Source organism: Herbaspirillum aquaticum, from assembly GCF_002213425.1.
GTDB lineage: Bacteria > Pseudomonadota > Gammaproteobacteria > Burkholderiales > Burkholderiaceae_D > Herbaspirillum > Herbaspirillum aquaticum.
In genome coordinates, this window is sequence record NZ_NJGV01000013.1 from 155,948 (window position 1) to 180,322 (window position 24,375).

Annotated in this window: 23 protein-coding genes; 14 read left to right on the top strand and 9 right to left on the bottom strand. The window is 65.3% G+C overall.

Annotation, left to right across the window (positions count from 1 at the left end):
* The first annotated feature begins 21 nt into the window (after positions 1-21).
* The 7 genes from CEJ45_RS14925 (at position 22) to mutT (ending at position 8,618) form a co-directional block, all read left to right on the top strand.
* Complete coding sequence (locus tag CEJ45_RS14925; RefSeq protein ID WP_088755866.1) at positions 22-999, top strand: M23 family metallopeptidase; 978 nt, start codon at positions 22-24, stop codon at positions 997-999.
* A gap of 355 nt (positions 1,000-1,354) precedes the next feature.
* Positions 1,355-4,111 (top strand): preprotein translocase subunit SecA, encoded by a 2,757-nt coding sequence (gene secA / locus CEJ45_RS14930; RefSeq protein WP_088755867.1) that lies wholly within the window; start codon positions 1,355-1,357, stop codon positions 4,109-4,111.
* Between the two features lie 174 nt (positions 4,112-4,285).
* Entirely contained in the window at positions 4,286-5,092 is an 807-nt protein-coding gene (locus CEJ45_RS14935; RefSeq protein ID WP_088755868.1) for a DUF2272 domain-containing protein, read from the top strand.
* 10 nt (positions 5,093-5,102) lie between these two features.
* Positions 5,103-5,855: an SGNH/GDSL hydrolase family protein gene (locus CEJ45_RS14940; protein ID WP_088755869.1), complete on the top strand. Its 753-nt coding sequence runs from the start codon at positions 5,103-5,105 to the stop codon at positions 5,853-5,855.
* Between the two features lie 35 nt (positions 5,856-5,890).
* The gene (gene argJ / locus CEJ45_RS14945; protein ID WP_088755870.1) at positions 5,891-7,126 is read left to right on the top strand and encodes a bifunctional glutamate N-acetyltransferase/amino-acid acetyltransferase ArgJ; all 1,236 of its coding nucleotides are present in this window, start codon (positions 5,891-5,893) and stop codon (positions 7,124-7,126) included.
* Positions 7,127-7,317: 191 nt separating this feature from the next.
* Positions 7,318-8,193 (top strand): ATP-binding protein, encoded by an 876-nt coding sequence (locus tag CEJ45_RS14950; protein WP_039790449.1) that lies wholly within the window; start codon positions 7,318-7,320, stop codon positions 8,191-8,193.
* Entirely contained in the window at positions 8,193-8,618 is a 426-nt protein-coding gene (mutT, locus tag CEJ45_RS14955; RefSeq protein ID WP_088755871.1) for an 8-oxo-dGTP diphosphatase MutT, read from the top strand. Before CEJ45_RS14950 ends, mutT begins: the two co-directional genes overlap by 1 nt.
* 42 nt (positions 8,619-8,660) lie before the next feature.
* Here the strand turns inward: mutT and yacG are convergent, their stop codons facing one another.
* From yacG to CEJ45_RS15000, 9 genes are all read right to left on the bottom strand, one after another.
* Positions 8,661-8,846: a DNA gyrase inhibitor YacG gene (yacG, locus tag CEJ45_RS14960; protein WP_034336666.1), complete on the bottom strand. Its 186-nt coding sequence runs from the start codon at positions 8,844-8,846 to the stop codon at positions 8,661-8,663.
* Between the two features lie 35 nt (positions 8,847-8,881).
* Positions 8,882-9,637: a cell division protein ZapD gene (gene zapD, locus CEJ45_RS14965; RefSeq protein WP_088755872.1), complete on the bottom strand. Its 756-nt coding sequence runs from the start codon at positions 9,635-9,637 to the stop codon at positions 8,882-8,884.
* A gap of 215 nt (positions 9,638-9,852) precedes the next feature.
* Positions 9,853-10,473, bottom strand: coding sequence for a dephospho-CoA kinase (gene coaE / locus CEJ45_RS14970; protein WP_088755873.1), 621 nt, complete (start codon positions 10,471-10,473; stop codon positions 9,853-9,855).
* 4 nt (positions 10,474-10,477) lie between these two features.
* On the bottom strand, positions 10,478-11,341 hold the full coding sequence (locus CEJ45_RS14975; RefSeq protein WP_088755874.1) for a prepilin peptidase: 864 nt from the start codon (positions 11,339-11,341) through the stop codon (positions 10,478-10,480).
* A 53-nt stretch (positions 11,342-11,394) separates the two neighbouring features.
* Entirely contained in the window at positions 11,395-12,642 is a 1,248-nt protein-coding gene (locus tag CEJ45_RS14980; RefSeq protein WP_420913299.1) for a type II secretion system F family protein, read from the bottom strand.
* A gap of 4 nt (positions 12,643-12,646) precedes the next feature.
* Complete coding sequence (locus CEJ45_RS14985; RefSeq protein WP_088755876.1) at positions 12,647-13,786, bottom strand: GspE/PulE family protein; 1,140 nt, start codon at positions 13,784-13,786, stop codon at positions 12,647-12,649.
* Positions 13,787-13,937: 151 nt separating this feature from the next.
* Positions 13,938-15,230: an HlyC/CorC family transporter gene (locus tag CEJ45_RS14990; protein ID WP_088755877.1), complete on the bottom strand. Its 1,293-nt coding sequence runs from the start codon at positions 15,228-15,230 to the stop codon at positions 13,938-13,940.
* A gap of 173 nt (positions 15,231-15,403) precedes the next feature.
* Positions 15,404-16,372: a 2-hydroxyacid dehydrogenase gene (locus CEJ45_RS14995; protein ID WP_088755878.1), complete on the bottom strand. Its 969-nt coding sequence runs from the start codon at positions 16,370-16,372 to the stop codon at positions 15,404-15,406.
* Complete coding sequence (locus CEJ45_RS15000) at positions 16,369-17,226, bottom strand: IclR family transcriptional regulator (RefSeq protein WP_088755879.1); 858 nt, start codon at positions 17,224-17,226, stop codon at positions 16,369-16,371. The genes CEJ45_RS14995 and CEJ45_RS15000 overlap by 4 nt, the downstream gene beginning before the upstream one ends.
* 266 nt (positions 17,227-17,492) lie before the next feature.
* Between CEJ45_RS15000 and CEJ45_RS15005 the strand changes: the two genes are divergently transcribed.
* From CEJ45_RS15005 to CEJ45_RS15035, 7 genes are read left to right on the top strand one after another with little or no spacing between them, the layout of a single operon-like run.
* A complete protein-coding gene (locus tag CEJ45_RS15005; protein WP_088755880.1) occupies positions 17,493-18,578 on the top strand; it encodes an ABC transporter ATP-binding protein in 1,086 nt (361 codons plus the stop codon).
* Entirely contained in the window at positions 18,575-19,492 is a 918-nt protein-coding gene (locus tag CEJ45_RS15010) for an ABC transporter permease (RefSeq protein ID WP_370516314.1), read from the top strand. The genes CEJ45_RS15005 and CEJ45_RS15010 overlap by 4 nt, the downstream gene beginning before the upstream one ends.
* A gap of 3 nt (positions 19,493-19,495) precedes the next feature.
* Positions 19,496-20,290 (top strand): ABC transporter permease, encoded by a 795-nt coding sequence (locus tag CEJ45_RS15015; protein ID WP_088755881.1) that lies wholly within the window; start codon positions 19,496-19,498, stop codon positions 20,288-20,290.
* Positions 20,287-20,601 carry a (2Fe-2S)-binding protein gene (locus CEJ45_RS15020; protein WP_088755882.1) on the top strand — a complete coding sequence of 105 codons (315 nt, stop codon included), beginning with the start codon at positions 20,287-20,289 and terminating at the stop codon, positions 20,599-20,601. The genes CEJ45_RS15015 and CEJ45_RS15020 overlap by 4 nt, the downstream gene beginning before the upstream one ends.
* The gene (locus CEJ45_RS15025) at positions 20,598-22,049 is read left to right on the top strand and encodes an FAD/NAD(P)-dependent oxidoreductase (RefSeq protein WP_088755883.1); all 1,452 of its coding nucleotides are present in this window, start codon (positions 20,598-20,600) and stop codon (positions 22,047-22,049) included. Before CEJ45_RS15020 ends, CEJ45_RS15025 begins: the two co-directional genes overlap by 4 nt.
* Complete coding sequence (locus CEJ45_RS15030) at positions 22,046-23,218, top strand: NAD(P)/FAD-dependent oxidoreductase (RefSeq protein ID WP_088755884.1); 1,173 nt, start codon at positions 22,046-22,048, stop codon at positions 23,216-23,218. Before CEJ45_RS15025 ends, CEJ45_RS15030 begins: the two co-directional genes overlap by 4 nt.
* Positions 23,215-24,258 carry an ABC transporter substrate-binding protein gene (locus CEJ45_RS15035; protein ID WP_088755885.1) on the top strand — a complete coding sequence of 348 codons (1,044 nt, stop codon included), beginning with the start codon at positions 23,215-23,217 and terminating at the stop codon, positions 24,256-24,258. The genes CEJ45_RS15030 and CEJ45_RS15035 overlap by 4 nt, the downstream gene beginning before the upstream one ends.
* Positions 24,259-24,375 lie beyond the last annotated feature (117 nt).

A 24,375-nucleotide genomic window follows, 5' to 3' on the forward strand; every position in this document is an offset into this window, starting at 1 on the left:
GCCGGAGCCCAAGGAGCAAAGATGCAAATTATCCTGCTGCACCCCCGTTTCACCAAGGCCCGATCGGTCACGCTCGGCACCAAGCACCTCCTGCTGATGTTGCTGCTGCTGGTCGGCGTGATCGCCGGCGCCTCGCTGTCGATCACCTATTTCCTGCTCAACAAGGCCGGCGACCCGGATGCCGCACCCATGCTGCACAAGCTGGCCGTCTCGATGAGCCAGGAAGAAGATGGCCGTAACGAAAAATTCCTGAAAGAGAACCTGGCCATGATGGCCGTGAAGGTCGGCGAGATGCAGGCCCAGATGATGCGCCTGGACGCGCTGGGCGAACGCGTGCAGGGCCTGGCCGGCATCCGTCCGGAAGAATTCAATTTCAAGGAGCTGCCCGGTCGCGGCGGCGCCGAAGTCTCCAGCATCGCCGGTGCCGGCCGCGATGTCGGCATGGATGAGCTGCGCCGCATGCTCGACAACCTGGCCGTGGACGCCGGCCATCGCACCGATTACCTCAACGCGGTTGAATCCACCCTGATGGGCGACAAGATCAAGTCGCGCCTGCTGCCGACCAATCAACCGGTCAACGTGGCCTACAACTCGTCGAGCTTCGGCTGGCGGCTGGACCCCTTCAGCGGCCACAATGCCTTCCATGAAGGCCTGGACTTCCCGGCCCCGGTGGGCACCCGCATCGTCGCCGCGGCCGCCGGGGTGGTGATCGCCTCGGAATATCATTACCAGTTCGGCAACATGCTGGAAATCGACCACGGCAACAACATCATCACCCGCTACGCCCATGCCTCGCGCCTGTTCGTGAAGGTGGGCGACATCGTCAAGCGCGGCCAGCACGTGGCCGATGTGGGCTCGACCGGACGCTCGACCGGGGCGCACCTGCACTTCGAGGTCCGCATTCGCGGCATCGCCCAGGATCCGCGCAAGTTCCTGGCGCTCGGTGCTACCGGCGGCAACCAGCCCAAGCAGATGCCGGTCTTCGTCGCCGGCCGCTGAGCCCGTTCAGGCAAGTTTCGGCAATTCGGGCAGGCGCTTGCCGCGGTGGGGCGGGCGTTTGCGGCCGGGCAGGGTGGTCTGCAGGCCGCATTCCCGGCGTTTTATTGCATCTCTGGCAAGCCCGGCGTGACGATTTCTGCCAAATTCCCCTTCCCCATTGAAACCTTGCAAACACGCCCGATCTAAAGCCAATGCGGCGCATAGTCGGCGCGAAGGCGGGCCGGCGAGCCAATGCCCTCGGCCTGCGTGCTAGAATCCATGGTTTATTTTCGGGCGTTGTCGGCTGGAATCCAGCGGCCGGGAGCCCAACGTCACTCTGCCGGATCGTTCATCGGCGCTTTTATAGAATCCAAGCATGTCATTCCTGACCAAGATTTTCGGCAGCCGTAACCAGCGACTGCTCAAACAATATCAAAAAATCGTCCGCCAGATTAACGCGCTGGAGCCGTCGGTCGAGAAGCTGAGCGACGCCGAACTGCAAGCCAAGACGCCCGAATTCAAGCAACGCATCGCCGGCGGCGAAACGCTGGATGCGATCCTGCCGGAAGCCTTCGCCGTCTGCCGCGAAGCGTCCCGCCGCGTGCTCAAGATGCGCCACTTCGACGTGCAGCTGATCGGCGGCATGGCCCTGCACTTCGGCAAGATCGCCGAAATGCGCACCGGTGAAGGCAAGACCCTGATGGCGACCTTGCCGGCCTACCTCAATGCGCTCGGTGGCAAGGGCGTGCACGTGGTGACCGTCAACGACTACCTGGCGCAGCGCGATTGCGAAGACATGGGCCGCCTCTACAGCTGGCTGGGCCTGACCACCGGCGTGAACCTGTCGCAGATGGAACACGACGTCAAGCAGGAAGCCTACGCCGCCGACATCACCTACGGTACCAACAACGAATTCGGTTTCGACTACCTGCGCGACAACATGGTCTTCGATGCCGATGACCGCGTGCAGCGTGCCCTGAACTTCGCCATCGTCGATGAAGTGGACTCGATCCTGATCGACGAAGCGCGTACCCCGCTGATCATCTCCGGCCAGGCCGAGAACCACACCGAGCTGTATCACAAGATGAACGCCGTCCCGCCGCTGCTAACCCTGCAGATCGGCGAAGAAACCCCGGACGGCAAAGGCAAGATCGAAGTCCCCGGTGACTACACCAAGGACGAGAAGAGCCACCAGGTCCTGCTGACCGAAGCCGGCCACGACAAGGCCGAGGAAATCCTGACCCAGATGGGCCTGCTGCCCGAAGGTGCATCGCTCTATGATGCCGCCAACATCACCCTGATCCACCACCTGTATGCCGCCCTGCGCGCGCACACCCTGTATCACCGCGACCAGCATTACGTGGTGCAGAACGGCGAAGTGGTGATCGTCGATGAATTCACCGGCCGCCTGATGACCGGCCGCCGCTGGTCCGATGGCCTGCACCAGGCCGTCGAAGCCAAGGAAGGCGTGAAGATCCAGAACGAGAACCAGACCCTGGCCTCGATCACCTTCCAGAACTACTTCCGCATGTATGCCAAGCTGTCCGGCATGACCGGTACGGCTGATACCGAAGCCTACGAATTCCAGGAAATCTATCACCTGGAAACCGTGGTGATCCCGCCCAACCGTCCCAATGCCCGCAAGGACCGCCAGGACCAGGTCTACAAGACCGCGCAAGAGAAGTACATGGCCATGGTCAAGGACATCCAGGACTGCTACGAGCGCGGCCAGCCCGTGCTGGTGGGCACCACCTCGATCGAGAACTCGGAACTGCTTTCGGGCATCCTGACCAAGTCCAAGCTGCCGCACAATGTCTTGAACGCCAAGCAGCACGCGCGTGAAGCGGAGATCGTGGCGCAGGCCGGCCGTCCCAAGATGATCACCATTGCCACCAACATGGCCGGTCGCGGTACCGACATCGTGCTGGGCGGCAACGTGGGCAAGCAGATCCAGCTGATCGAAGCCGAGGAGTCCCTGTCGGAGGCCGACAAGGCCGCCAAGTCGCAGCAGCTGCGCGATGAATGGCAGTCCCTGCACGACCACGTGGTCAATGCCGGCGGCCTGCACATCATCGGCACCGAGCGTCACGAATCGCGCCGCGTGGACAACCAGCTGCGTGGCCGTTCGGGCCGCCAGGGCGATCCGGGTTCCTCGCGCTTCTACCTGTCGCTGGACGATGCGCTGCTGCGCATCTTCGCCGGCGACCGCGTGCGCGCCATCATGGACCGCCTCAAGATGCCCGAAGGCGAACCGATCGAAGCCGGCATCGTGAGCCGCTCCATCGAGTCGGCCCAGCGCAAGGTGGAAGCCCGCAACTTCGACATCCGCAAGCAATTGCTGGAATACGACGACGTCGCCAACGACCAGCGCAAGGTCATCTACCAGCAGCGCAACGAGTTGCTGGAGTCGGCCGAGATGGCCGAGATGATCGCCTCCCTGCGTGATGGCGTTTTCACCGACCTGTTCCGCGAATACGTGCCGGCCGAGTCGATGGAAGAGCAGTGGGACATCCCCGGCCTGCAAGCCGTGCTGAAGAACGAATGGCAGCTCGACATCGACCTGGAAGCCATGCTCAAGGCCGAACCCGACCTGGCCGAAGATGAGCTGCTGGAGCGCCTGCTGACGGCCGCCAAGGACAGCTACGACGCCAAGGTGGCCGTGGTCGGCGTGGATGCCTTTGCCGGTTTCGAGCGCAGTGTCATGCTCCAGAGCATCGACAACCACTGGCGCGAACACCTGGCCGCACTGGATCACCTGCGCCAGGGTATCCACCTGCGCGGCTATGCGCAGAAGAACCCCAAGCAGGAATACAAGCGCGAAGCCTTTGAGCTGTTCGCCCAGATGCTGGACCTGATCAAGAACGAAGTCATCAAGGTCGTCATGACCGTGCGCATCCAGAGCCGCGAGGAAATCGAAGCGGCCGAGGAAAGCATGTCCGGTGGCTCGCCCATCAACGTCAACTACCAGCACGCCGACTTCGATCCCGAAGCCGCGCCGGAAGAACTGCTGGCACCGACCGCCCAGGCCGGTGGCGAAGACGACGGCTCGGAATACCCCAAGGTCGGCCGCAACGATCCCTGCCCCTGCGGCAGCGGCAAGAAGTACAAGCAGTGCCACGGCAAGCTGGCCTGAACCAGAGTATCCCCGGTTCGGCCGCAAACTGGCCCGATGTGAAGAGGCTGTCCACCCAAGCGGGTGGGCGGCCTTTTTTACATCCTGCAGGTGAAGGCTTCTGCAAAATTGTCCCGGCTCCCCTTATGATGAGCGCTCCGGCAGCCAACGCCTGCCGCCCAGGAGAACAAGAAGATGTCCCTCGCCAAGATGTTTCGTGCGTCCCGTTCCGGCTTCACTGCCACCGCCATCGCCGTCCTGCTGGCCGGCTGCGCTTCCTCGCCGCTACCGCAATGGCGCGACAGCGACAACCCGGGCTACGCGCCCATCACTCCTTCCATCCCGGTGACCAATACCGGCGTGCCCGCCGTGGCCATCAGCACGGCTGCGCCCACGCGTGCGGCACTGGTGGAAGCGGCCAAGGCCGAGTGGGATTTCTTCGGCAACCAGCAGATCGATATGCGCCATGAGCCCTTCAGCGCCCCGCGCCTGGGCTTGCTGGAAGACGAGGGCGAGGCCGTGCAGCGGGTGGCCGAGTACTGGCACGCGGTCGGCAAGAACCTGACCGGAGCGGACTGCCAGCAAGCCTGGTCGGCCGCCTTCATTTCCTGGCTGATGGTGAGCACCAATGTGCCGCCGCAGGATTTTGCACCCAACGAAACCCATTTCAATTACCTGAGCTTCCTCAAGGACCGCCAGTCGCGCCCCTCGCCGCAATTCGTATTGCGTCCTGCCGAGAGCGAGCCGATTGCGCCCGGCGACCTGATCTGCGCGCCGCGCGGCAACAACAACATCACCTCCATCGACGAGATCCGCCCCGGCCTGGCCGGCCATTGCGACCTGGTGGTGGAGGTGCATGCCGATGATGGCTGGGCGGGCGTGATCGGCGGCAATGTCTTCAACTCCGTCTCCGAATCGCTGATCCCGGTGGATGCACAGGGCCGCGCCCAGCCGATTGCTGCGCGCCCCTGGCTGGTGGTGGTCAAGAACCTGCTGCCGTGATGGGCCGCCCATGCTGATCCTGGGCAAACTGTTGCTGGGACCGCTCTTGCTGGCGCAAGCCAAGCGCCTGCGCAAGACCGCGCTGCGCCTGCCGGAAGCGGCCGGTCCGCGCAGCGGCATGGAGTTTCCCGCCTTGCAGAACGGGCTGGTGGCCGAGCCGCTGCGCGTGCTGGTGGTGGGTGATTCCTCGGCCGCCGGGGTCGGGGTGGAGCATCAGGAGCAAGCCCTGGCCCAGCCGCTGGCACGCCAGCTGGCCGAGCGCACCGGCCATCCGGTGGCCTGGCAGCTGGTGGCGCAGAGCGGTGTCAATTCGCTCGAAGCGCTGGACCTGCTGGGGCGCCATGAGATCGGCCCGGCGACCGTCCTGGTGGTGGCCCTGGGCGTGAACGACGTCACTTCGCAGATGAGCCCGCAACGCTACGTGGCCAACCTGCGCCTGCTATGCGAGCGCCTGATGGCGCAAGCCGGGGTGGAGCACATCGTCTTCTCGGGCTTGCCGCCCATGCACCTGCTGCCGGTGGCTCCCCAGCCGCTGCGCTGGTATCTGGGGCGCTATGCGCGCAAGCTGGACCGCGCCCTGCGCGACTGGATCGATGCCGAGGCCGCCTTGCGCTACTGCTCGCTGCAATGGGCGCTGCCGCATGAGATGGCGATCGACCGCTTCCATCCGGGCCACGGCCAGTACGCGCAATGGGCCAGGATGAGTGCCGAGATCATCGAAAGCGAGTTCCTGCGTCATCAGCCGGTGACGGAAAGTGTTTAAAATACGCGTTCCGATTTTTACGCTGAAAGCTCGCCATGGCCGTCAATTCTCCGATTCCCGTTCCTTCCGACCTCAAAGCCGTTGCCGGCATCGAACTCGGCCATGCCGAAGCGGGCGTGCGCAAGGCCAATCGCAAGGACGTGCTGGTCATGAAGCTGGCCGAGACCGCAACTGTGGCGGGCGTCTTCACCAAGAACCGCTTCTGCGCCGCCCCGGTGCAGATCTGCCAGGCCAACCTGGCGCAGCTGAGCGCCGGCAAGCCCATCCGCGCCCTGGTGATCAACACCGGCAACGCCAATGCCGGCACCGGCGAAGAAGGCCTGCAGCGCGCCAAGTCGGTCTGCGCCGCGCTGGCCCAGCAGATGGGCGTGGAGCCGCAGCAGATCCTGCCGTTCTCCACCGGCGTGATCCTGGAGCCGCTGCCGGCCGACCGCATCATCGCCGGCCTGCCGCAAGCCATCGGTAACCTGAAGGCCGACAACTGGTTCAATGCGGCCGAGTCCATCATGACCACCGACACCCAGCCCAAGGCCGCTTCGCGTACGCTCACCATCGGTGGCAAGCAAGTGGTGATGACCGGCATCAGCAAGGGCGCTGGCATGATCAAGCCCAACATGGCCACCATGCTGGGTTTCCTAGCCTTCGACGCGAAGCTGCCGCAGGCACTGCTGAACCAGCTGGTCAAGGACGCCGCTGACCATTCCTTCAACTGCATCACCATCGATGGCGATACCTCGACCAACGATTCCTTCATCCTGATGGCCACCGGTGCCGGCGAACTGGAAATCACCAGCGCCGACAGCGAGGAATACCAGCAACTGGCCGCGGCCGTCACCGACCTGTCGCAGCACCTGGCGCACCAGATCGTGCGCGATGGCGAAGGCGCGACCAAGTTCATCGAAGTGGCCGTGGAAGACGGCAAGAGCATCGAGGAATGCCGCCAGATCGCCTACTCCATCGGCCATTCGCCGCTGGTCAAGACCGCCTTCTTCGCCTCCGACCCGAACCTGGGCCGCATCCTGGCCGCCATCGGCTATGCCGGCATCGACGACCTGGACGTGTCCAAGATCAACCTGTGGCTGGACGACGTGTGGGTCGCCAAGGACGGTGGCCGCAATCCGGATTACCGCGAAGAAGACGGCCAGCGCGTCATGAAGAAAGCCGAGATCGTGGTGCGCGTGAAGCTGGCGCGCGGTGCGGCCAAGGCCTCCATCTGGACCTGCGACCTGTCGCACGACTACGTTTCGATCAACGCCGACTACCGTTCCTGAGCGTTTTTCTTCACCTCGCGGCGTTTCGCCGCCATCGGCCCACCCATCCCCGGGCCGGTGGCGCGCCCGGGATGGCGGCGGCAATATGAATGCCCGCGCCCTCGGATCAATTTTATTCACACCGGCCGCCAGCGCCTTGCGCCACAATGGCGCGTGCATTCCCGCCCCGTTCATCCCGATTTGCCATCACCATGACCCAGCTAGACCAATTCCTGCAGCGTGCCGAAGCCTTGCTGGCGCGCGTCGAAGCCATCCTCCCCAACGCCGCCGCCCGTGAACCCGACTGGAACGCCGCCGTCGCCTTCCGCTGGCGCGGCGCGACGGCCCAGCGTCCCGGCTACCTGCAGGCGGTGGGGCAGATCTCCAAGATCGGCCTGTCGGACCTGCACAATATCGGCCCGCAAAAGGAACAGATCGACCAGAACACCCGCCAGTTCGTCGAAGGCCGCCCGGCCAACAACGTGCTGCTGACCGGCGCGCGCGGCACCGGCAAGTCCTCGCTCATCAAGGCCTGCCTGAACCAGTACGCCGACCGTGGCCTGCGCCTGATCGAGGTGGACAAGGATGACCTGCACGACCTGCAGGACATCGTCGAACTGGTGGCAGCGCGACCCGAGCGTTTCATCGTCTTCTGCGACGATCTTTCCTTCGAGGAAGGCGAGGGCGGCTACAAGGCGCTGAAGGTGGCGCTCGACGGCAGCATCGCCGCACAGTCGGACAACGTCCTGATCTATGCCACCTCCAACCGCCGCCACCTGATGCCGGAGCGCCTCTCCGACAACAATACCTACACCCACACCGAGGATGGCGACCTGCATCCCGGCGAAACGGTGGAAGAAAAGATTTCGCTCTCCGAGCGCTTTGGCCTGTGGGTGACCTTCTATCCCTTCAAGCAGGACGATTTCCTGGACATCGTGGCGCACTGGCTGCGCCACTTCGGCTGCAATGACGCACAGATCGCCGAAGCCCGCGCCGATGCCCTGCGCTGGGCACTGCAGCGCAGCTCGCGCTCGGGCCGCGTGGCCTGGCAGTTTGCGCGCGACTATGCCGGCAAGGCGCAGGGCTGATGAGCGGCGATTCCAAGCCGGTGGCCAAGCCCATCGATGTGGCCGTGGGCATCCTGATGCAGCCCAACGGCGACGTGCTGCTGGGCCAGCGTCCGGAGGGCAAGCCCTATGCGGGGTACTGGGAATTCCCCGGCGGCAAGGTGGAGCCGGGCGAAAGCATCTTCGCGGCGCTGCAGCGCGAATTCAAGGAAGAACTGGGCATCGAGGTGCTGGACGGCGAGCCCTGGTGCGGCGTCGAGCACGTCTATCCGCATGCCCATGTGCGCCTGCACTTCTACATCAGCCGCCAGTGGCGCGGCGAACCGCAGAGCCTGGAAGGCCAGGCCTTTGCCTGGCAAGGCAGCGTGGGCGTGGAACCGCTGCTGCCGGCCACCATCCCGCTGCTCCAGTGGCTGGATCAGCTGCGATATGGCGACGAAGCCTGAAGATGGGTTCTTTTAAGGTGATATGAAGGAAAAAGCCCGTCATTACTGCACGGGCTTGTCCCCTTCGTCTTCCAGTGGCAGGTTCACTGCGGGGATGGTGTACTTTTCTTCGGCCCAGGCACCCAGGTCGATTTGCTTGCAGCGTTCGGAACAGAAGGGGCGGTACTTGTTCTTCTCGCTCCATTCCACCTTGGTGCCGCAGGTCGGGCAGTCTACGATCGTTGCCATACGTTTTACTTCACTTCATCAATTCAGATTACGGATCAAAAGCCGCACAGCGCCAGTTCGAAGGGCACTTCGCCCTCGAAGGAGCGCGGCTTCTCGTCGCCATCCTGCTGGGTGAAACGTACCCACAGCATGTATTTGTTGGCCGAGATTTCGGGGATGGCGCCGAGGTTGATGTCAAGCGACAGGCGCAGCATCTGGTAGACCTTGCCTTGCAGCATCTGCTGGTAACTGCCGCCTTCGGCGTTGATTTTCACCGCATGTCCGGATTCGCGCAGCAGGCGCATGACGATGGCGATGGCATCGAAGAGCGGGATCAGCGGGGCGAACCAGTTGGAGATGTCCTGGAAGCGGCGCTCGTAGGGATGCTGTTGCCAGGCGTAATAGGCCGGCAGGTCGAACTCGCAGGCGCCGCCCGGGATGATGGTGCGGCCGCGGATGCTCATGAGCCATTCATTGTCGCGGATGTTCTGGCCGGTCTTGCCCTGGGCCGCTGAGAGGGCGCTGCTGGCCTGGTCGACTTCGGCCAGGATGGCGTTGAGCATCTCGGGTTCGACATTGGGATTGGACTGGTAGGCCAGCAGGATCTGCTTTTGCCGTTCCAGCTCTTGCAGCAGGTCGGACTTGAGGTCCGCGCGTCCGGCGACCTCCAGCATTTCAAAAATGGTGGCAAGGGCGATGTGATGCTGATGCGGGCTTTCCTGGTGCAGGAAGAAGACGAATTTCTCGTAGAGGTCTTCCAGTCGCAACAGCGTGCGAATACGCTCATTGAAAGGGTATTCGTAGACGATCAAAGCATGATCCCTTTATTGGTTGAACCGGACTTGTTAGGCCGCTGACAGGCCGCGTGGGTGCAATAACCTCGTCAACATGTGCAATGTCTGTGATTCTGACCCATGCAGAAGAAAATTACAAATGCAGTCGGCATCAAATGAAGATGCTGTACCGCATCGCATTTGCCGGCTTGCTCAAGCATACTGCCGCGTTGCCACTGGCTGCACCGAAGCGCTCATGCTCCCTTGGCCAGATCCAGGTAGCGCGTATGCAGCTCGCGTACCTGATGCGGCAGGTCGGCATTGCTGCCGCCGTTGTCGATGACGTCCTGGGCCACCGCCAGCCGCGCCTGCCGGCTGGCCTGGGCGGCCATGATGGCTTCGACTTCCTCGCGCTGCAGGCCGTTGCGCTGCATGACGCGCGCGATCTGCACCTCTTCCGGACAGTCCACCACCAGGATGCGGCTGGCACGGCCGACCCAGGTGCCGGATTCCACCAGCAGGGGCACCACGAAGATGACATAGGGACCGGTGGCGGCCTCGGCCTGGCGCACGGTCTCGCTGCGGATCAGCGGATGCAGGATGGCTTCGAGCGCATGGCGCGCAGTGGGATTGCCGAACACGTGCTGGCGCATGCGGGTGCGGTCCATGGCGCCGTGCGCATCGATGAATTCGTCGCCGAAAACATCGCGGATGGGATCGATGGCCAGGCCCTGCGGCGCGGTCAGGGCGTGGGCGATGGCGTCGGTATCGACCAGCGAAGCGCCGAGCTCGCCAAACAGGTTGGCCACCGTGGTCTTGCCGCTGCCGATGCCGCCGGTCAGGCCGATGGTGAAGCGTTCAGTCAATGAAGTCATGGGATCAGAAGTCGTAGAGAAGTTGCGTGAGCCAGCCATGGCCCATCAGCAGGGTCAGCATGCCGGCGGTGGCCAGGCAGGGGCCGAAGGCAATGGCCTGGCCACGCTGGTGGCGGCCCAAGCCCATCAGCGCCAGGCCCAGGACTGCGCCCAGCGCCGAGGCCAGCAGCAAGACCAGTGGCAAGGCTTGCCAGCCCAGCCAGGCCCCGAGCGCGGCCATGAGCTTGAAGTCGCCATAGCCTAGGCCTTCCTTGCCGGTGGCCAGCTTGAAGATCCAGTAGATCAGCCACAGCACGCCATAGCCGGCCATCGCGCCCAGCACGGCATCCTGCAGCGGTACCAGGCGATGCAGGATGTTGACCAGCAGGCCCAGCCACATCAAGGGCAGGGTGAGGTCGTCGGGTAGCAGCATGGTCTGGGCATCGATGACCGCCAGCGCGATCAGGAAAGCGGCACACACCATCAGCGCCACGCCGTGCAGGCCCAGGCCGAAGCGCCAGCCCAGCAGGGCGAACAGCAGTGCGGTCAGCAGCTCCACCAGCGGGTAGCGCGCGCTGATGGCATTGGCGCAGAAACCGCAGCGTCCACGCAGCAGCAGCCAGCTGAGCAAGGGGATCTTGTGATGCAACGCCAGCGGCGCGCCGCAATGCGGGCAGGCGGAGGCGGGCAGCCAGAGGTTGTAGCGCCCGGCATGCGGCAGGGCCTCGCCACGTTCTTGGGCGACGAAGTTGGCCGTCTCGCGCAGCATCATCAGGGGAACGCGATGGATCACCACATTGAGGAAGCTGCCGACCAGCAGGCCCAGCAGCGCCGCCATGCAGGCCAGCGCGGCATTGCCGGGAAGGGCCAGGGCATCCAGGAAGGACATCGTCAAGTTCAACTGGTCGGGTCGTCAAAGAAGGGAAAGACAGGCGTGCCGGCTTACACCACGGCACCCATGCGGAACACCGGCAGGTACAGCGCCACCACCAGGCCGCCGATCACCACGCCCAGCACCGCCATGATAACGGGTTCCATCAGGCTGGTGAGGGCGGTGACGGCGTCATCCACCTCGCGTTCGTTGAGGTCGGCGATCCTGGCCAGCATGGCGTCGAGTGCGCCGGCCTCTTCGCCCACGGCCGTCATCTGCACCGCCAGGTCCGGGAAGACCCCCGTGGCCTGCATGGCCGCGTGCAGCGAGGCGCCATTGCGCACCGCGTCGCGCACGGCCAGCGAGGCTTCCGCATAGACCACGTTGCCAGCCGCGCCGGAGACCGTTTCCAGCGCTTCCACCAGGGCGATGCCGGCACCGAAGAGCGTGCCGAAGGTGCGGCTCCAGCGCGCCAGCGCCGCTTGCCGCAACAGCTTGCCGAACAGCGGCAGCGACAGGCTCAAACGCTGCGCTGCCAGTCGCAGCCGGAGATGGCGCCGCCAGGCCAGGGTCGACAGCACGCCCGCCACCAGCGTACCCAGCAGCAGCCATGGTCCATGCTGGCCCAACAGACGGGCCGTGGCCATGACGATGCGCGTGGGCAGCGGCAATTCGGCACCGAACTGCTGGAACATCTGCTCGAAAGCCGGCACCACCCACAGCATGATGACCACCGTCACGATGATCGCCACCAGCACCACGGCGCAGGGATAGGCCAAGGCCGCGCGGACCTTGCCCCTGAGCGCCAGGGATTTCTCGCGATAGAGGGCGATGCGTTCCAGCATGCTCTCGAGCATCCCCGCTTCTTCGGCGGCGCGCACCAGGTTGCAGAAGAGCGCGTCGAACTGCCTGGGATGGCGCGCCAGCGCCGCATGCAGGCTCTCGCCGCGTGCCACGGCCTGGCGCACGTCGGCCAGCAGCGCGGCCAGGGCGCTCTGGCCGGCGCCGCGAATGGCGATGTCCAGCGACTGCAGCAGCGGCAATCCTGCCCGCAGCATGGTGGCCAATTGACGGGTGAAGAGGGCGATCTGTTTGGCGCTGATGCGGCCACGCGTTCTTGCTGTGGCCGGGTTTGACGGAGCTGCCTGGCCGTTGTCGAAGGCGGGTGCACCCGCCTCACGCCGCAGCCGCGCCACGCGCATCCCCTGCTGGCGCAGCCGGGCGCGGGCTTGCGCCTCATCGCTGGCCTGCACCACACCCCGCTGCGGGCGATTGTGGCGGTCCAGCCCTTCCCAGCGGAATTGGGGCGCCGATGTCATGCGATCAGGTGCAGGCAAGGATCTCTCCCATGCTGGTGTCGCCGCGCAAGACCTTCAGCAACCCCGCCCGTCGCAGGTCGATGATGCCCTCCGCTTGCGCTTGCCGACCCAATTCCAGGGTTCCGGCCTGGGCCAGGATGAGCGATCGCATGGCCGCGCTCACCGGCATGACCTGGTAAATGCCGGTGCGTCCGCGAAAGCCGGTCTGGTTGCAGGCCGGGCAGCCGTGCGGCACGAAGGTGGCCGGCGTGCCACCGGCCGGTCGGCGGCAGCGGCACAGCTTGCGCACCAGCCGCTGGGCCACGATCAGGTTGACCGATGCCGCGATGTTGTAGGCCGGCACGCCCATGTTGAGCAGCCGCGTGAGCGTGGCCGGGGCGTCGTTGGTATGCAGGGTGGAGAGCACCAGGTGTCCGGTCTGCGAGGCCTTGACGGCAATGTCGGCGGTCTCCAGGTCGCGGATCTCGCCCACCATCAGCACATCCGGATCCTGGCGCAGGAAGGCGCGCAGCGCCAGGGCGAAGTCCAGTCCGGCGCGCTCGTTGATGCTGACCTGGTTGATGCCGGGCAGGTTGATCTCCACCGGATCCTCGGCGGTGGCGATGTTGACGCCCGGCTGGTTCAGGCGCTGCAGGCAGGCATACAGCGAGACGGTCTTGCCGGAACCGGTCGGCCCGGTCATCAGGACCAGGCCGTGCGGCTTGCTGATGGCCTGCAGCAGGGCTTCCTGCTGGGCCGGTTCATAGCCGAGGTCGCTGATCGACAGGGCGGCCTGGGCGGTATCGAGGATGCGCAGCACGATCTTTTCGCCGAACTGCGTGGGCAGCGTCGAGACGCGGAAATCGACGCTGCGTTCGCCCAGCGCCAGGCGCATCTTGCCATCCTGGGGCAGGCGCTTCTCGGCGATATCCAGCCGTGCCAGGATCTTCAGGCGCGTGGCCAGCTTGTCCCGCAAGCTCAGCGGCGGCTGCGCCAGCTCGTGCAGCACGCCATCCAGGCGCAGGCGCACGCGGAAGAGATGTTCGAAGGGTTCAAAATGCAGGTCGGACGCGCCCATGCCGACCGCATCGGCCAGCAGCTTGTGCAGCAGGCGCACCACGGGAACATCATCATCGGCCACGGCCGTGTCGGGAGTGTGCAGCATGGGAGACCTCGCGCGCAGGGGCGCTGCCGCAGGGCAGCGCACAGGGAGGGCAAGTCTCCCACGCGCGGCGGCCGCCCGAAAAGCGGGCCGCCCGTTTGCGCGGGACAAAATCGGTGGAGTTCGATGCCGGCCCGCAAGGCGCGGCGCCGGCTCAGTCCTGTGTCTTCACTTTGGACGGCAAGGCAATGAGCTTGACCATGCGGATGGCCTGGTTCTGTACCTGCACGATCTCGATCACGCAGCCGTCGATCTTGACGGACACGGCGGCTTCGGGAATGTCCTGCAGGGTCTCCAGCAGCAGGCCGTTGATGGTCTTGGGGCCATCCAGCGGCAGCTTCAGGCCCAGGCGCTTGTTGATGTCGCGCAGGGTGGTGCTGCCTTCGAGCAGGCAGCTGCCGTCCTTGTCCCAGCCGAAGCCTTCGCCGGAGGAGCCGGGCGAGGAGGTCGTGAATTCGCCGATCATCTCTTCGATGATGTCTTCCAGCGTCACCAGCCCCTGCACCTCGCCGTATTCATCGACCACGATGCCCAGGCGTTCGTGGTTCTCCTGGAAGTACTGCAGCTGGGTGAAGACATCCGTTTCCACCGGCACGTAATACGGGGCCGAGAGCAGGGCGCGGATGTCGTCGTGGGTGATGTCGTCTTCCTGGCGGAACAGCGCGACCGTCTTGCGCACATGCAGGATGCCGACGATGTGATTGATCTCGCCCTCGAATACCGGCAGCTTGTTGTGATAGCAGGTAGCCAGCTGGTGCAGGATCTCTTCCACCGGCGCGGCCAGGTTCAGGGCCTCGACCTGGGCGCGCGGGGTCATGACGTCTTCCACCGAAATCTTTTCCAGGTCGAACAGGTTCAGCAGGATGCTCTTGTGTTTCTGCGGAATGAAACTGCCGCCTTCGAGCACGATGGAACGCAGCTCTTCGGGGGAAATGCGCTGCTCGGCCGCGCGCGATCCGGTCTTGATGCGCAAGACCTTGAGGATGGCCGAGACGAAGATGTTGACGAACCACACCAGCGGCTTGGCGATGCGCATCAGCGGCTTCAAGATGAAGCTGGTAAAGAGCGCAATGCGTTCCGGATGGGTGGCGCCGATCACCTTGGGCACGATCTCGGCAAAGATGATCAGGAGCGCCGCGACGAATGCGGTGGCGGCCGTGATCACGCGCTGGTGGTTGCCGAAGGCGGCAATGGCCAGGGCGGTCACCAGGGCCGTGGCCAGCGCATTGATGACGGTGTTGGCGATGAGGATCAGCGAGAGCAGCCGCTCAGTGCGGTCCAGCAGCCACAGGATGGTGACGGCGGCCCGGTTGCCCTGTTTGGCCAGGTGCCGCAGGCGATGGCGGTTGGCGGCCATCAGCGCCGTCTCGGTCATGGAAAAGAAGGCCGAGAGCAGGATGAGAATGAAGAGTGCAAGAGCTTGCACCCATATGGGTACGGTATCCAAACGTTGCCGTCAGTGGGTTGCCCTCACGCATGGGAGGGAGTCGGCGGGCCTGTTTGCTTGTCGTCATGACAGGCAAGCCAGGGCGGCCAGCGAGCGCCAAAGTCTAGACGATGGGGGCTTATCCCGCAAGCCGGGCGGCGCTGCGGTGTGGCGGCCGCGCCCGGACTTGCCCTTCAGTAACCCTTGGTGCGGTCGTAGAGATGCGGCGGCGGCAGCCCGCCCAGCATGGCGGCAATGGCCACTGCCGCCTGCCTGGCGCGCTCGCGGCGCGAGGGCGTGGCCGCTGCATGGGGGGTGACCAGCACGCGCGGATGCCGCCACACGGCCGCCTCGGCGGGCAGCGGTTCTTCATCGAACACATCCAGTACGGCGCCGGACAAGTGGCCGCTGTCGAGCGCGGCCAGCAGGTCGGGCAGGCAGACGTGGCTGCCGCGTCCGACGTTGATGACCGCGGCACCGCGCGGCAACTGGCGCAGCAGCGCGGCATCGATAAGGTGGCGGGTATCGGTGGTCTCCGGCAACAGGCAGATCAGGATATCCGTGCGGGCCAGGAAATCAGGCAGGGCGTCGGCCCCGGCAAAGCAGGTCAGGCCCTTTTCGCTGCGCGGCGAGCGCGCCCAGCCGGCCGTCTCGAAGCCGACCGCCGCATGCATGCGCGCCGCCGCCAAGCCCAGCGCGCCCAGGCCGAGCACGCCCACGCGGGTTTCGCGCGCGGTGCGGGGCGTGGCGAATTCGCGCCATTCGGCGCGCGCCTGCTGGGCGATGATGCGCGGCATGTCCTTCAACAGCATCAGGCTGCTCATGAGCGTGAATTCGGCCATGCGCTGCTGGGTCTCGGGGGTGACCATGCGCACGATGGGCAACTCCGGCAGGTGCGGATCAGCAAGGATGTGATCCACGCCGGCTGCCGCACTGATGATGGCCTTCAGGTTGGGAAACTGCGCCAGCCTCCCCGCTTCGGGCTGCCACACCAGCACGAACTGCACACGCGCCGGGTCGACTTCCGGATCATCCCAGGCGCGCACATCGAGGCCCAGTTCGGGCGCGAATTCGTGGAAGCTGGCGCGCCACTCGGCCAGCGCGGCAGCACCGCCGGACTTGATCAGCAGCACGGGGGCAAGGGCAGGGGCGGGGGCGGTCATGCTTGTGGCTCCACGGGATTGGCCTGGTGCATGGGGCGGCGCAAGGCCGGGTCGAAGGGATTGATCCGGCGCGACAGGGCCGCGGCTTCCCGCTGCAGCATCTGCACCACGGTGGGCAAGCGTTCCTCGGTCAGGCGCGAGGTCAGCGTGCCTACGCTCAAGGCACCGACGATGTTGCCGCCCGTATCGAAGAGCGGCACCGCCAGCCCGGCCATGCCATCGAGCAGGCCGGCCTGGCGCGCGGCATAGCCGGTCTCGCGGACACGCTCGATTTCCGTGCGCAGGTAGACCTCGTCATAGACCCCGAACTCGCGCAGGCGCGGCACGTTGTAGCGGATCACTTCCTCGCGTTCTTCTTCCGGCAGGAAGGCGAGGATGGCCAGCGCGCCCTGGCCCACGCCCAAGGCGACGCGCCCGCCGATGTCGCCGGTGAAGGCGCGGATCGGGAAGGGGCCATCGACACGATCCACGCACACCGCATCGAAGCGCGAGCGCAGCAGCAGGAAGACGGTATCGCCGAGGCTGCCGCACAGCCGCAGCAGCGCCGGGCGGCACAGGCTGCGCACATCCGACGCATTGCCGGCGCGTGCGGCCAGGGCGAACAGGTCCATGCCCAGGCGATAGAGCTTGCTGCGCTCATCCTGTTCCACCACGCCTTCGCCGGCCAGCGATTGCAGCAGGCGGTGCGTGGTGCCCTGGGTCAGGCCGATGGCCTTGGCCACTTGCGTCACGCGCATGCCTTGCGGTGGTGCATCGGCCAGGGCACGCAACACCGCAAAGGTGCGCTGGATGCCGTTGACCGGCAGGGAGGCGGGGGCGCTGGCGGCCGTGGCCTCGTCGTTGTGCTCGCTCATGAGGTGGCTTTGTCTGCTGGGTGGAATCGGCGGCGGTTCGCTTGCCGATGCATTTCATTGAATGGAATAAATATAAAAAATTTCCCGACTGTCGAAATACGATAGCAGAATTGGCACCGAAATTGCATCAATAACGAAACAGGAGACGCGCCGCTCACATCGCTCCAGCGATGGGGTTGCGTAATTGAAAGTATGCATCGGAGCGCCCGCCGGCCGACAAGCCCGCCAGCCGTGCAGCGCCCGAACCTTGCGACAGGGAGCTTGCAATGTCATTTCTCACGCTGACCAATGTCAGTAAGTTCTATGGCGATACCCAGGCGGTATCGGGATTCAACCTCACGGTGGAAAAGGGTGAGTTCATCTCCCTGCTCGGTCCTTCGGGCTGCGGCAAGACCACCACCCTGCAGATGATCGCGGGCTTCGAGGCCGTCAGCGGCGGCCGCATCGAACTCGATGGCCGCGACATCACGCACGCCAAGCCCAACACGCGCGGCCTGGGCATCGTGTTCCAGACCTATGCGCTGTTCCCGCACATGACGGTGGAGCAGAACGTGGCCTTCGGCCTGGAGATGCGCAAGTGCGGTGCCGCCGAAAAGCGCGACCGCGTGGCGCAGGCCCTCTCGCTCGTGCATCTGGAAAAACACGGCGCCCGTTACCCGCGCGAACTCTCCGGCGGCCAGCGCCAGCGCGTGGCCCTGGCGCGTGCGCTGGTGATTGCCCCGCCCGTGCTGCTGCTCGATGAGCCGCTCTCCAACCTCGACGCCAAGCTGCGTGAAGAGATGCAATTCGAGCTGCGCGACATCCAGCGCAAGGTTGGTACCACCACGATCATGGTCACGCACGACCAGAGCGAAGCCATGTCCATCAGCGACCGCGTGGTGGTGATGGAGGCCGGCCACATCACCCAGGTCGGCCGTCCCCTGAACGTCTATGAACATCCGGCCAACCGCTTCATCTCCACCTTCGTGGGCAAGGCCAACCTGCTGGAAGGCCAGGTGGTCGGTGCCGCAGGTGACCGTGCCGACATCGCCGTGGGCGGCATGATGCTGTCGCTGGAAAGCACCGATACCGGCCTGCGCGGCGGTGGTCGCGTGGTGCTGGGCCTGCGTCCGGAAAAGATCCGCTGTACCGCCCCCGGCCAGGGCCGCTGCAATGGCGAAGTGGTGCGCCGCTTCTTCCTCGGCAGCCAATGGATGTATGAAGTGGAGACACCGCTGGGCCTGCTCTCGGTCCTGTCGGCCAACGATGGCGCCGAAGCGCTGGAGCAGGGGGCTGCCGTCGGCCTGGCCTGGAGCGACTACAGTCTGCGCCTGGTTTCCACCGCCCGCAGCGATGAAGGGGTGGCGGCATGAGCGCGGCCGGCACGACTTCCGTGGCACCGCCCGTGGTGAGTGCCGCCGATGGCGCCAAGGCGCCCGGCCAGCGCAGCCTGCCCTGGCTGATGTCGGCCCCGGCCATCCTGCTGTGCACGGTGATGCTGCTGGTGCCGCTGGTGCTGACCTTCGTGCTGTCCTTCAACGCCTATGATGCCGAGACCGGCCCCAAGGCCGGTACCTTCACGCTGGAGCATTACGCGGCCGTGCTGACCGATCCGTATTACTACGGCATCTTCTGGCGCACGCTGTGGATCTCGGGCCTGGTCACGCTCATCTGCATCGTCGTCGGCGCGCCTGAGGCCTACATCCTCAATCGCATGCGCAAGCCCTGGCGCTCCATCATGCTGCTGGTGGTGCTGGCGCCGCTGATGATCTCGGTGGTGGTGCGCGCCTTCGGCTGGAGCATGCTGCTCGGTCCCGAGGGTCTCATCAACGGCACGCTGGTGGCGCTGGGTTTTGCCAAGGTCAAGCTGCTCTATACCGAAACGGCCATCGTCATTGCGCTGGTGCACGTGATGCTGCCCTTCATGGTGATTCCGGTCTGGACCTCGCTGCAGAAGCTCGACGGTGGCGTGGCCAATGCGGCGCTGTCGCTGGGCGCCTCGCCCATTACCGTACTGCGCCGTATCGTGCTGCCGCAGATCATGCCCGGCATTCTCTCGGGCAGCCTGATCGTCTTTGGCCTGTCGGCCAGCTCCTTCGCCATTCCGGGACTCCTGGGCGGACGCCGCCTGAAGATGATGGCCACCATCATCTATGACGAATACCTGCACGAACTGAACTGGCCGCTGGGCGCTGCCATCGCGCTGCTGCTGCTGGTGGCCAACCTGGTCATCATGCTGGGCTGGAACCGCATGATCGAACGCCGCTACAAGAAAGCGCTGGGCTGAACCATGAACAAGAACGGACCGATTGCATTGTGCTTCAATGCGCTGGTGATCCTCTTCACGCTGGCCCCGATCCTGGTGGTGTGCGTGATCGCCTTCACCCCCGAAAACACCCTGACCATGAACGGGCCGGAATTCTCGCTGCGCTGGTTCAAGGCGGTGTTTGAATTCCCCGATTTCGTGAGCTCCTTCTGGAACAGCCTCTGGCTGGCCCTGGCCGCGGCCACCATCTCCACGGCGCTGGCCATTCCGGCGGCCATGGCGCTGGTGCGCTATCCGCATCGCTGGTCCGGTGCCTTGCAGGGCCTGTTCCTGTCGCCGCTGATCATTCCGCACCTGGTGCTGGGCGTGGCGCTGCTGCGCCTGTTCTCGGTGGTCGGTGGCGCCGGCAGTTTCGGCTGGCTGGTGCTGGCGCATTCGCTGGTGGTGACGCCTTATACGATGCGCCTGATCATGGCCGCGCTCATCGGCTTCGACCGCAGCGCCGAGCAGGCCGCCCTGTCGCTGGGCGCCACACGCACCAAGGTATTCCTGCGCATCACGCTGCCGATGATCCTGCCGGGCATCACCGGTGGCTGGCTGCTGGCTTTCATCAACAGCTTCGATGAAGTCACCATGTCCATCTTCGTGACTTCGCCCTCGACGGTGACGCTGCCGGTGCGCATGTACATGTATGCCACCGAATCCATCGATCCCATGATGGCGGCCGTCTCGGCGCTGATGGTGGGCATCACGGTGGTGGCCATGATCATCCTGGACCGGGTCTATGGCCTGGACCGCGTACTGGTGGGGCGTTCATGAATCACACCCCTGCTCCTGCACAGGCCCAGCTGGTGCGGCTGGCCGAAGGCGATCGCGCTGCGGTCAGCTTCATCCTGGACGGCCGTCCGGTCACGGCGCTGGAAGGCGATACGGTACTGACCGCCGTGCTGATCAACACCGCCAGCCTGCGCCGCAATGAATTCAGCGGCCAGCCGCGTGCCGGTTTCTGCATGATGGGTGCCTGCCAGGATTGCTGGATCGCCACCGAAAGCGGCGAGCGCCTGCGTGCCTGCTCCACCTTCATCCGTGCCGGCATGCAATTGCGCAGCGGCCAGGAGGAACCCGCATGACGCGCGCAGCTCCCGTCATCGTCGGTGCCGGCCCGGCCGGTGTGCGTGCGGCGCAGACGCTGCTGGCCCACGGCGTGCGGCCCATCGTCATCGATGAAGCGGCGCAGGCTGGCGGCCAGATCTATCGCCAGCCGCCGCGCGGATTCCTGCGCAGCCGCAAGACGCTCTATGGTTTCGAAGCCAGCCGTGCGCAATCGGTGCACAGCACCTTCCATGCGCTGCGCGAGGCCATCGACTATCGCCCCAACACCCTGGTCTGGAATGCCCAGCCGGGTTTGCTCGACCTGATGGATGGCAGCGCGCAATCCGCGTCCACGCTGGCCTGGGAAGACATCATCGTGGCCACCGGTGCGACTGATCGCGTACTGCCTTTCCCCGGCTGGACCACGCCGGGCGTCTACACGCTGGGCGGCTCGCAGGTCGCGCTCAAGTTCCAGGGCTGCGCCATCGGACGCTCGGTGGTGTTGGCCGGCAATGGTCCGCTGCTCTATCTGGTGGCCTATCAATATGCCAAGGCCGGTGCGCGGGTGGCGGCAGTACTCGACAGCAGCAGCCTGGCCGACCGCATCGCGGCATTGCCCGCCATGCTGGGCCAGCCGGCCCTGCTGGCCAAGGGCATCTACTACCTCGCCTGGCTCAAGCTGCACGGCGTGCCGGTGCATTCGCACGCGCGGGTGTTGCGTGTGGAAGGCGATACCCGTGTGCAGGCGCTGGTCTGGCGTCGCGAGAACCTGGCAGGGGCGGGTGGCAGGGCGGGGCCCGAGCAGCGCATTGCATGCGATGCCGTCGGCTTCGGTTATGCACTGCGTTCTGAAACGCAACTGGCTGATCTGCTGGGTTGCCGTTTCCAGTTCGATGGCCTGCAGCGCGCGCACCTGCCGGTGCGCGACAAGAGCACCCGCAGCAGCGTGCCGGGCGTCTATCTCGCCGGCGACGGTGCCGGCATCATGGGGGCCGATGCCGCCGAGCTGGCCGGTGAACGCGCCGCGCTGGCCTTGCTGCAGGATCGCGGCATCGCCGTCGATGCGGCCCGCGTGGCGCAGATCGAAGCCGAGCTGGCGCGCATCGGCGCTTTCCGGCTCGGACTGGAGCGCGCTTTCCCCTTCCCCGAACGCTGGGCGGCGACCGCTCCGGACGACTTGGTGATCTGCCGCTGCGAGAATATCCACGCCGGTGAATTGCGCGCTGCCGTGCGCGAGAAAGGCGCAGCGGAAATGAACCGGCTCAAGGCGCTCACGCGCGTTGGCATGGGCCGTTGCCAGGGTCGCATGTGTGGCGCAGCGGCCGCCGAAATCCTGGCGCATGCCGCCGGGCTGCCGGTGCAGGAAGTGGGTCGCCTGCGCGGCCAGGCTCCGATCAAGCCGATTCCATTGGGCATGCATGTGCCCCAGCCCGAGCCGGTGTCGGCGCGCGTGATCGCGCTGCATGCGCAGGAGGATGCCTCATGAAGAGCCTCAACACCGAAGTCCTCATCATCGGCGGCGGCATCGTCGGTACCTCCGCTGCCCTGGTGCTGGCCAAGGCCGGACGCCGCGTGACCCTGCTGGAACGCGACCTGTGCGGTGCACGTTCCAGCGGCATCAACTATGGCGGCGTGCGTCGCCAGGGGCGGCCCGAAGTGCAACTGCCGCTGTCGCAGCGGGCCCATGAGATCTGGGGCGATCTGCAGTCACTGATCGGCACCACCGGCGAATACGAACGCAGCGGCCACTTCAAGCTGGCCCGCAGCGAGGCCGACATGCAGTCGCTCATCGCCTATGCCGAACTGAGCCGCCCCTATGGCCTGGGGATCGAACTCATCAGCGGCGAACGCCTGCGCCAGCAATGTCCCTGGCTGGGGGGCGCGGCGGTCGGCGGCTCGCTGTGTCCGGAAGATGGCCAGGCCAATCCGCGCCTGGTCTCGCCGGCCTTTGCGCGTGCGGCCGCAGCGGCGGGCGCTACCCTCATCGAACGCTGCGAAGTCCTCCAGGTAGGCCACGATGGCCGCGACTTCGTGGCCGAAGCGCGGCAGGGTAGCGACACCTTGCAAGTGCGCGCGGAAGTGCTCATCAATTGCGCCGGTGCCTGGGCCAATCGGGTGGCGCAATCCTTTGGCGAGACCGTGCCCCTGACCAGCGGCCATCCCAGCATGGTGGTGACCGAACCGATTGCCCACTTCCTGCCCTGGAGCCTGGGCGTGGAGGGTGGCTCCATCTATTGCCGCCAGGTGGCACGCGGCAACGTGGTGCTGGGCGGCGGTCGCGGCTATGAGCAGGATGAACTGCGCGCCCGCGCCTCGCACGATTCCATCCTCGGGCTGCTGCCGCAGGCGGCGGCCTTGCTGCCGGCGCTGCGCCATGTCCACATCATCCGCAGCTGGAGCGGTGTGGAAGGCTACCTGCCGGACCAGCATCCGGTGATCGGCCCCAGCACCACGCAGATGGGCCTGCTGCATGGATTCGGGTTCTGCGGAGCCGGATTCCAGATCGGACCGGCCGCCGGTGAGGCGCTGGCCGAGCTGGTGCTGCACGGCCGCAGCACCATTGCGCTGGATGCTTTCTCGATTGGCCGCTTCCTGCCGCCACGTTCTGATGCTGTCGACCTGTTGTCCTCCCACCCTGAAAGGAAGATCTCATGATGTCGCTTTCCCGCACCGCTGCCCTCGGACTGTTGCTGGCCGCTACCGCCACCCAGGTGCAGGCGCAGACCCGCACGCTGTACGTCGGCATGAATGGCGGCAACATGGAGAAGACCTTCTCCCAGGCGGTGTTCGGCCCCTTCGAGCAGAAGTACAACGTCAAGATCGCCGTGGTGCCCGGCGGCTCGGCCGACATCCTGGCCAAGGCCCAGGCCGCCAAGGACAAGCCGCAGATGCACCTGATGTTCCTGGACGATGGCGTGATGTATCGCGCCGTCGGCATGGGCCTGTGCGAGAAGCAGAAGCCCAATCCCAACCTGGCCACCCTGCTGCCGGTGGCGCACATCAAGGATGACCTGGCCACGGGCGTGACCATCAGCGTCACCGGGCTGGCTTACAACACCAAGGTCTATGCCGAGAAGGGCTGGGCACCGCCGACCTCGTGGCTGGACCTGGCGGACCCCAAGCTCAAGGGGCGCGTGGTGTTCCAGTCGCTGCCTTCATCCACCTTCGGCCTGCACGCCTTCCTCGCCTTCAACCAGATCAAGGGCGGCACCGACGCCAATGTCGATCCCGGCTTCAAGGCCTGGCCCTCGACCATCGGGCCCAATGTGCTGGAGTACATCTCCAACTCGGCCAAGATTTCCGAGATGGCACAGACCGGCGAAGCCGCCCTGTTCCCGTATACGCCCACGCAATCCACGCTGTTGAAGAGCAAGGGTGTGCCCGTGGAATACGTGCAGCCCAAGGAAGGCGCCATCGTGCTGATGGTGGCGCAGTGCGTGATCGCCAACAACACCGAGCCGCAACTGGCCCAGGAACTGGCGGCCTATCTGCTCTCGCCGCAGGCGCAAGCCCTGGCGCTGGAGAACGGCAACTACAACCCCACCAATACCAAGGTCCAGGTCAGCGGCACGGCCGCGGCCGAGCAGGCGCGCATGAATGGCTTCGTCAAGGCCGCGCGGGCGGTGGACTGGGATGAGATCAACAAGAATCGCGCCGTGTGGAATACCCGCTGGAGCCGCACCATCGAGCGCTGAGCAATGCCGCTGCACGGCTTGCAGCGCTGGATGCGTCAATGATTTAGCTGGCTTTGCAGAACCTCTGGTAGTTTTTGCGCCACCTTTGCGGTGGCGTTTTTTTTGCGCTGAAGGCGT

Coding starts and splice junctions, on each gene's coding strand:
- CEJ45_RS14925 (WP_088755866.1), top strand. CDS start 22: ATGCAAATTATCCTGCTGCACCCCCGTTTCACCAAGGCCCGATCGGTC.
- CEJ45_RS15015 (WP_088755881.1), top strand. CDS start 19,496: ATGAACAAGAACGGACCGATTGCATTGTGCTTCAATGCGCTGGTGATC.
- CEJ45_RS14940 (WP_088755869.1), top strand. CDS start 5,103: ATGCTGATCCTGGGCAAACTGTTGCTGGGACCGCTCTTGCTGGCGCAA.
- argJ (WP_088755870.1), top strand. CDS start 5,891: ATGGCCGTCAATTCTCCGATTCCCGTTCCTTCCGACCTCAAAGCCGTT.
- CEJ45_RS14950 (WP_039790449.1), top strand. CDS start 7,318: ATGACCCAGCTAGACCAATTCCTGCAGCGTGCCGAAGCCTTGCTGGCG.
- CEJ45_RS14995 (WP_088755878.1), bottom strand. CDS start 16,372: ATGACCGCCCCCGCCCCTGCCCTTGCCCCCGTGCTGCTGATCAAGTCC.
- CEJ45_RS14975 (WP_088755874.1), bottom strand. CDS start 11,341: ATGTCCTTCCTGGATGCCCTGGCCCTTCCCGGCAATGCCGCGCTGGCC.
- CEJ45_RS14935 (WP_088755868.1), top strand. CDS start 4,286: ATGTCCCTCGCCAAGATGTTTCGTGCGTCCCGTTCCGGCTTCACTGCC.
- CEJ45_RS15030 (WP_088755884.1), top strand. CDS start 22,046: ATGAAGAGCCTCAACACCGAAGTCCTCATCATCGGCGGCGGCATCGTC.
- CEJ45_RS15025 (WP_088755883.1), top strand. CDS start 20,598: ATGACGCGCGCAGCTCCCGTCATCGTCGGTGCCGGCCCGGCCGGTGTG.
- yacG (WP_034336666.1), bottom strand. CDS start 8,846: ATGGCAACGATCGTAGACTGCCCGACCTGCGGCACCAAGGTGGAATGG.
- secA (WP_088755867.1), top strand. CDS start 1,355: ATGTCATTCCTGACCAAGATTTTCGGCAGCCGTAACCAGCGACTGCTC.
- mutT (WP_088755871.1), top strand. CDS start 8,193: ATGAGCGGCGATTCCAAGCCGGTGGCCAAGCCCATCGATGTGGCCGTG.
- coaE (WP_088755873.1), bottom strand. CDS start 10,473: ATGACTTCATTGACTGAACGCTTCACCATCGGCCTGACCGGCGGCATC.
- CEJ45_RS15010 (WP_370516314.1), top strand. CDS start 18,575: ATGAGCGCGGCCGGCACGACTTCCGTGGCACCGCCCGTGGTGAGTGCC.
- CEJ45_RS15005 (WP_088755880.1), top strand. CDS start 17,493: ATGTCATTTCTCACGCTGACCAATGTCAGTAAGTTCTATGGCGATACC.
- CEJ45_RS14985 (WP_088755876.1), bottom strand. CDS start 13,786: ATGCTGCACACTCCCGACACGGCCGTGGCCGATGATGATGTTCCCGTG.
- CEJ45_RS15020 (WP_088755882.1), top strand. CDS start 20,287: ATGAATCACACCCCTGCTCCTGCACAGGCCCAGCTGGTGCGGCTGGCC.
- CEJ45_RS15000 (WP_088755879.1), bottom strand. CDS start 17,226: ATGAGCGAGCACAACGACGAGGCCACGGCCGCCAGCGCCCCCGCCTCC.
- CEJ45_RS15035 (WP_088755885.1), top strand. CDS start 23,215: ATGATGTCGCTTTCCCGCACCGCTGCCCTCGGACTGTTGCTGGCCGCT.
- CEJ45_RS14980 (WP_420913299.1), bottom strand. CDS start 12,642: ATGACATCGGCGCCCCAATTCCGCTGGGAAGGGCTGGACCGCCACAAT.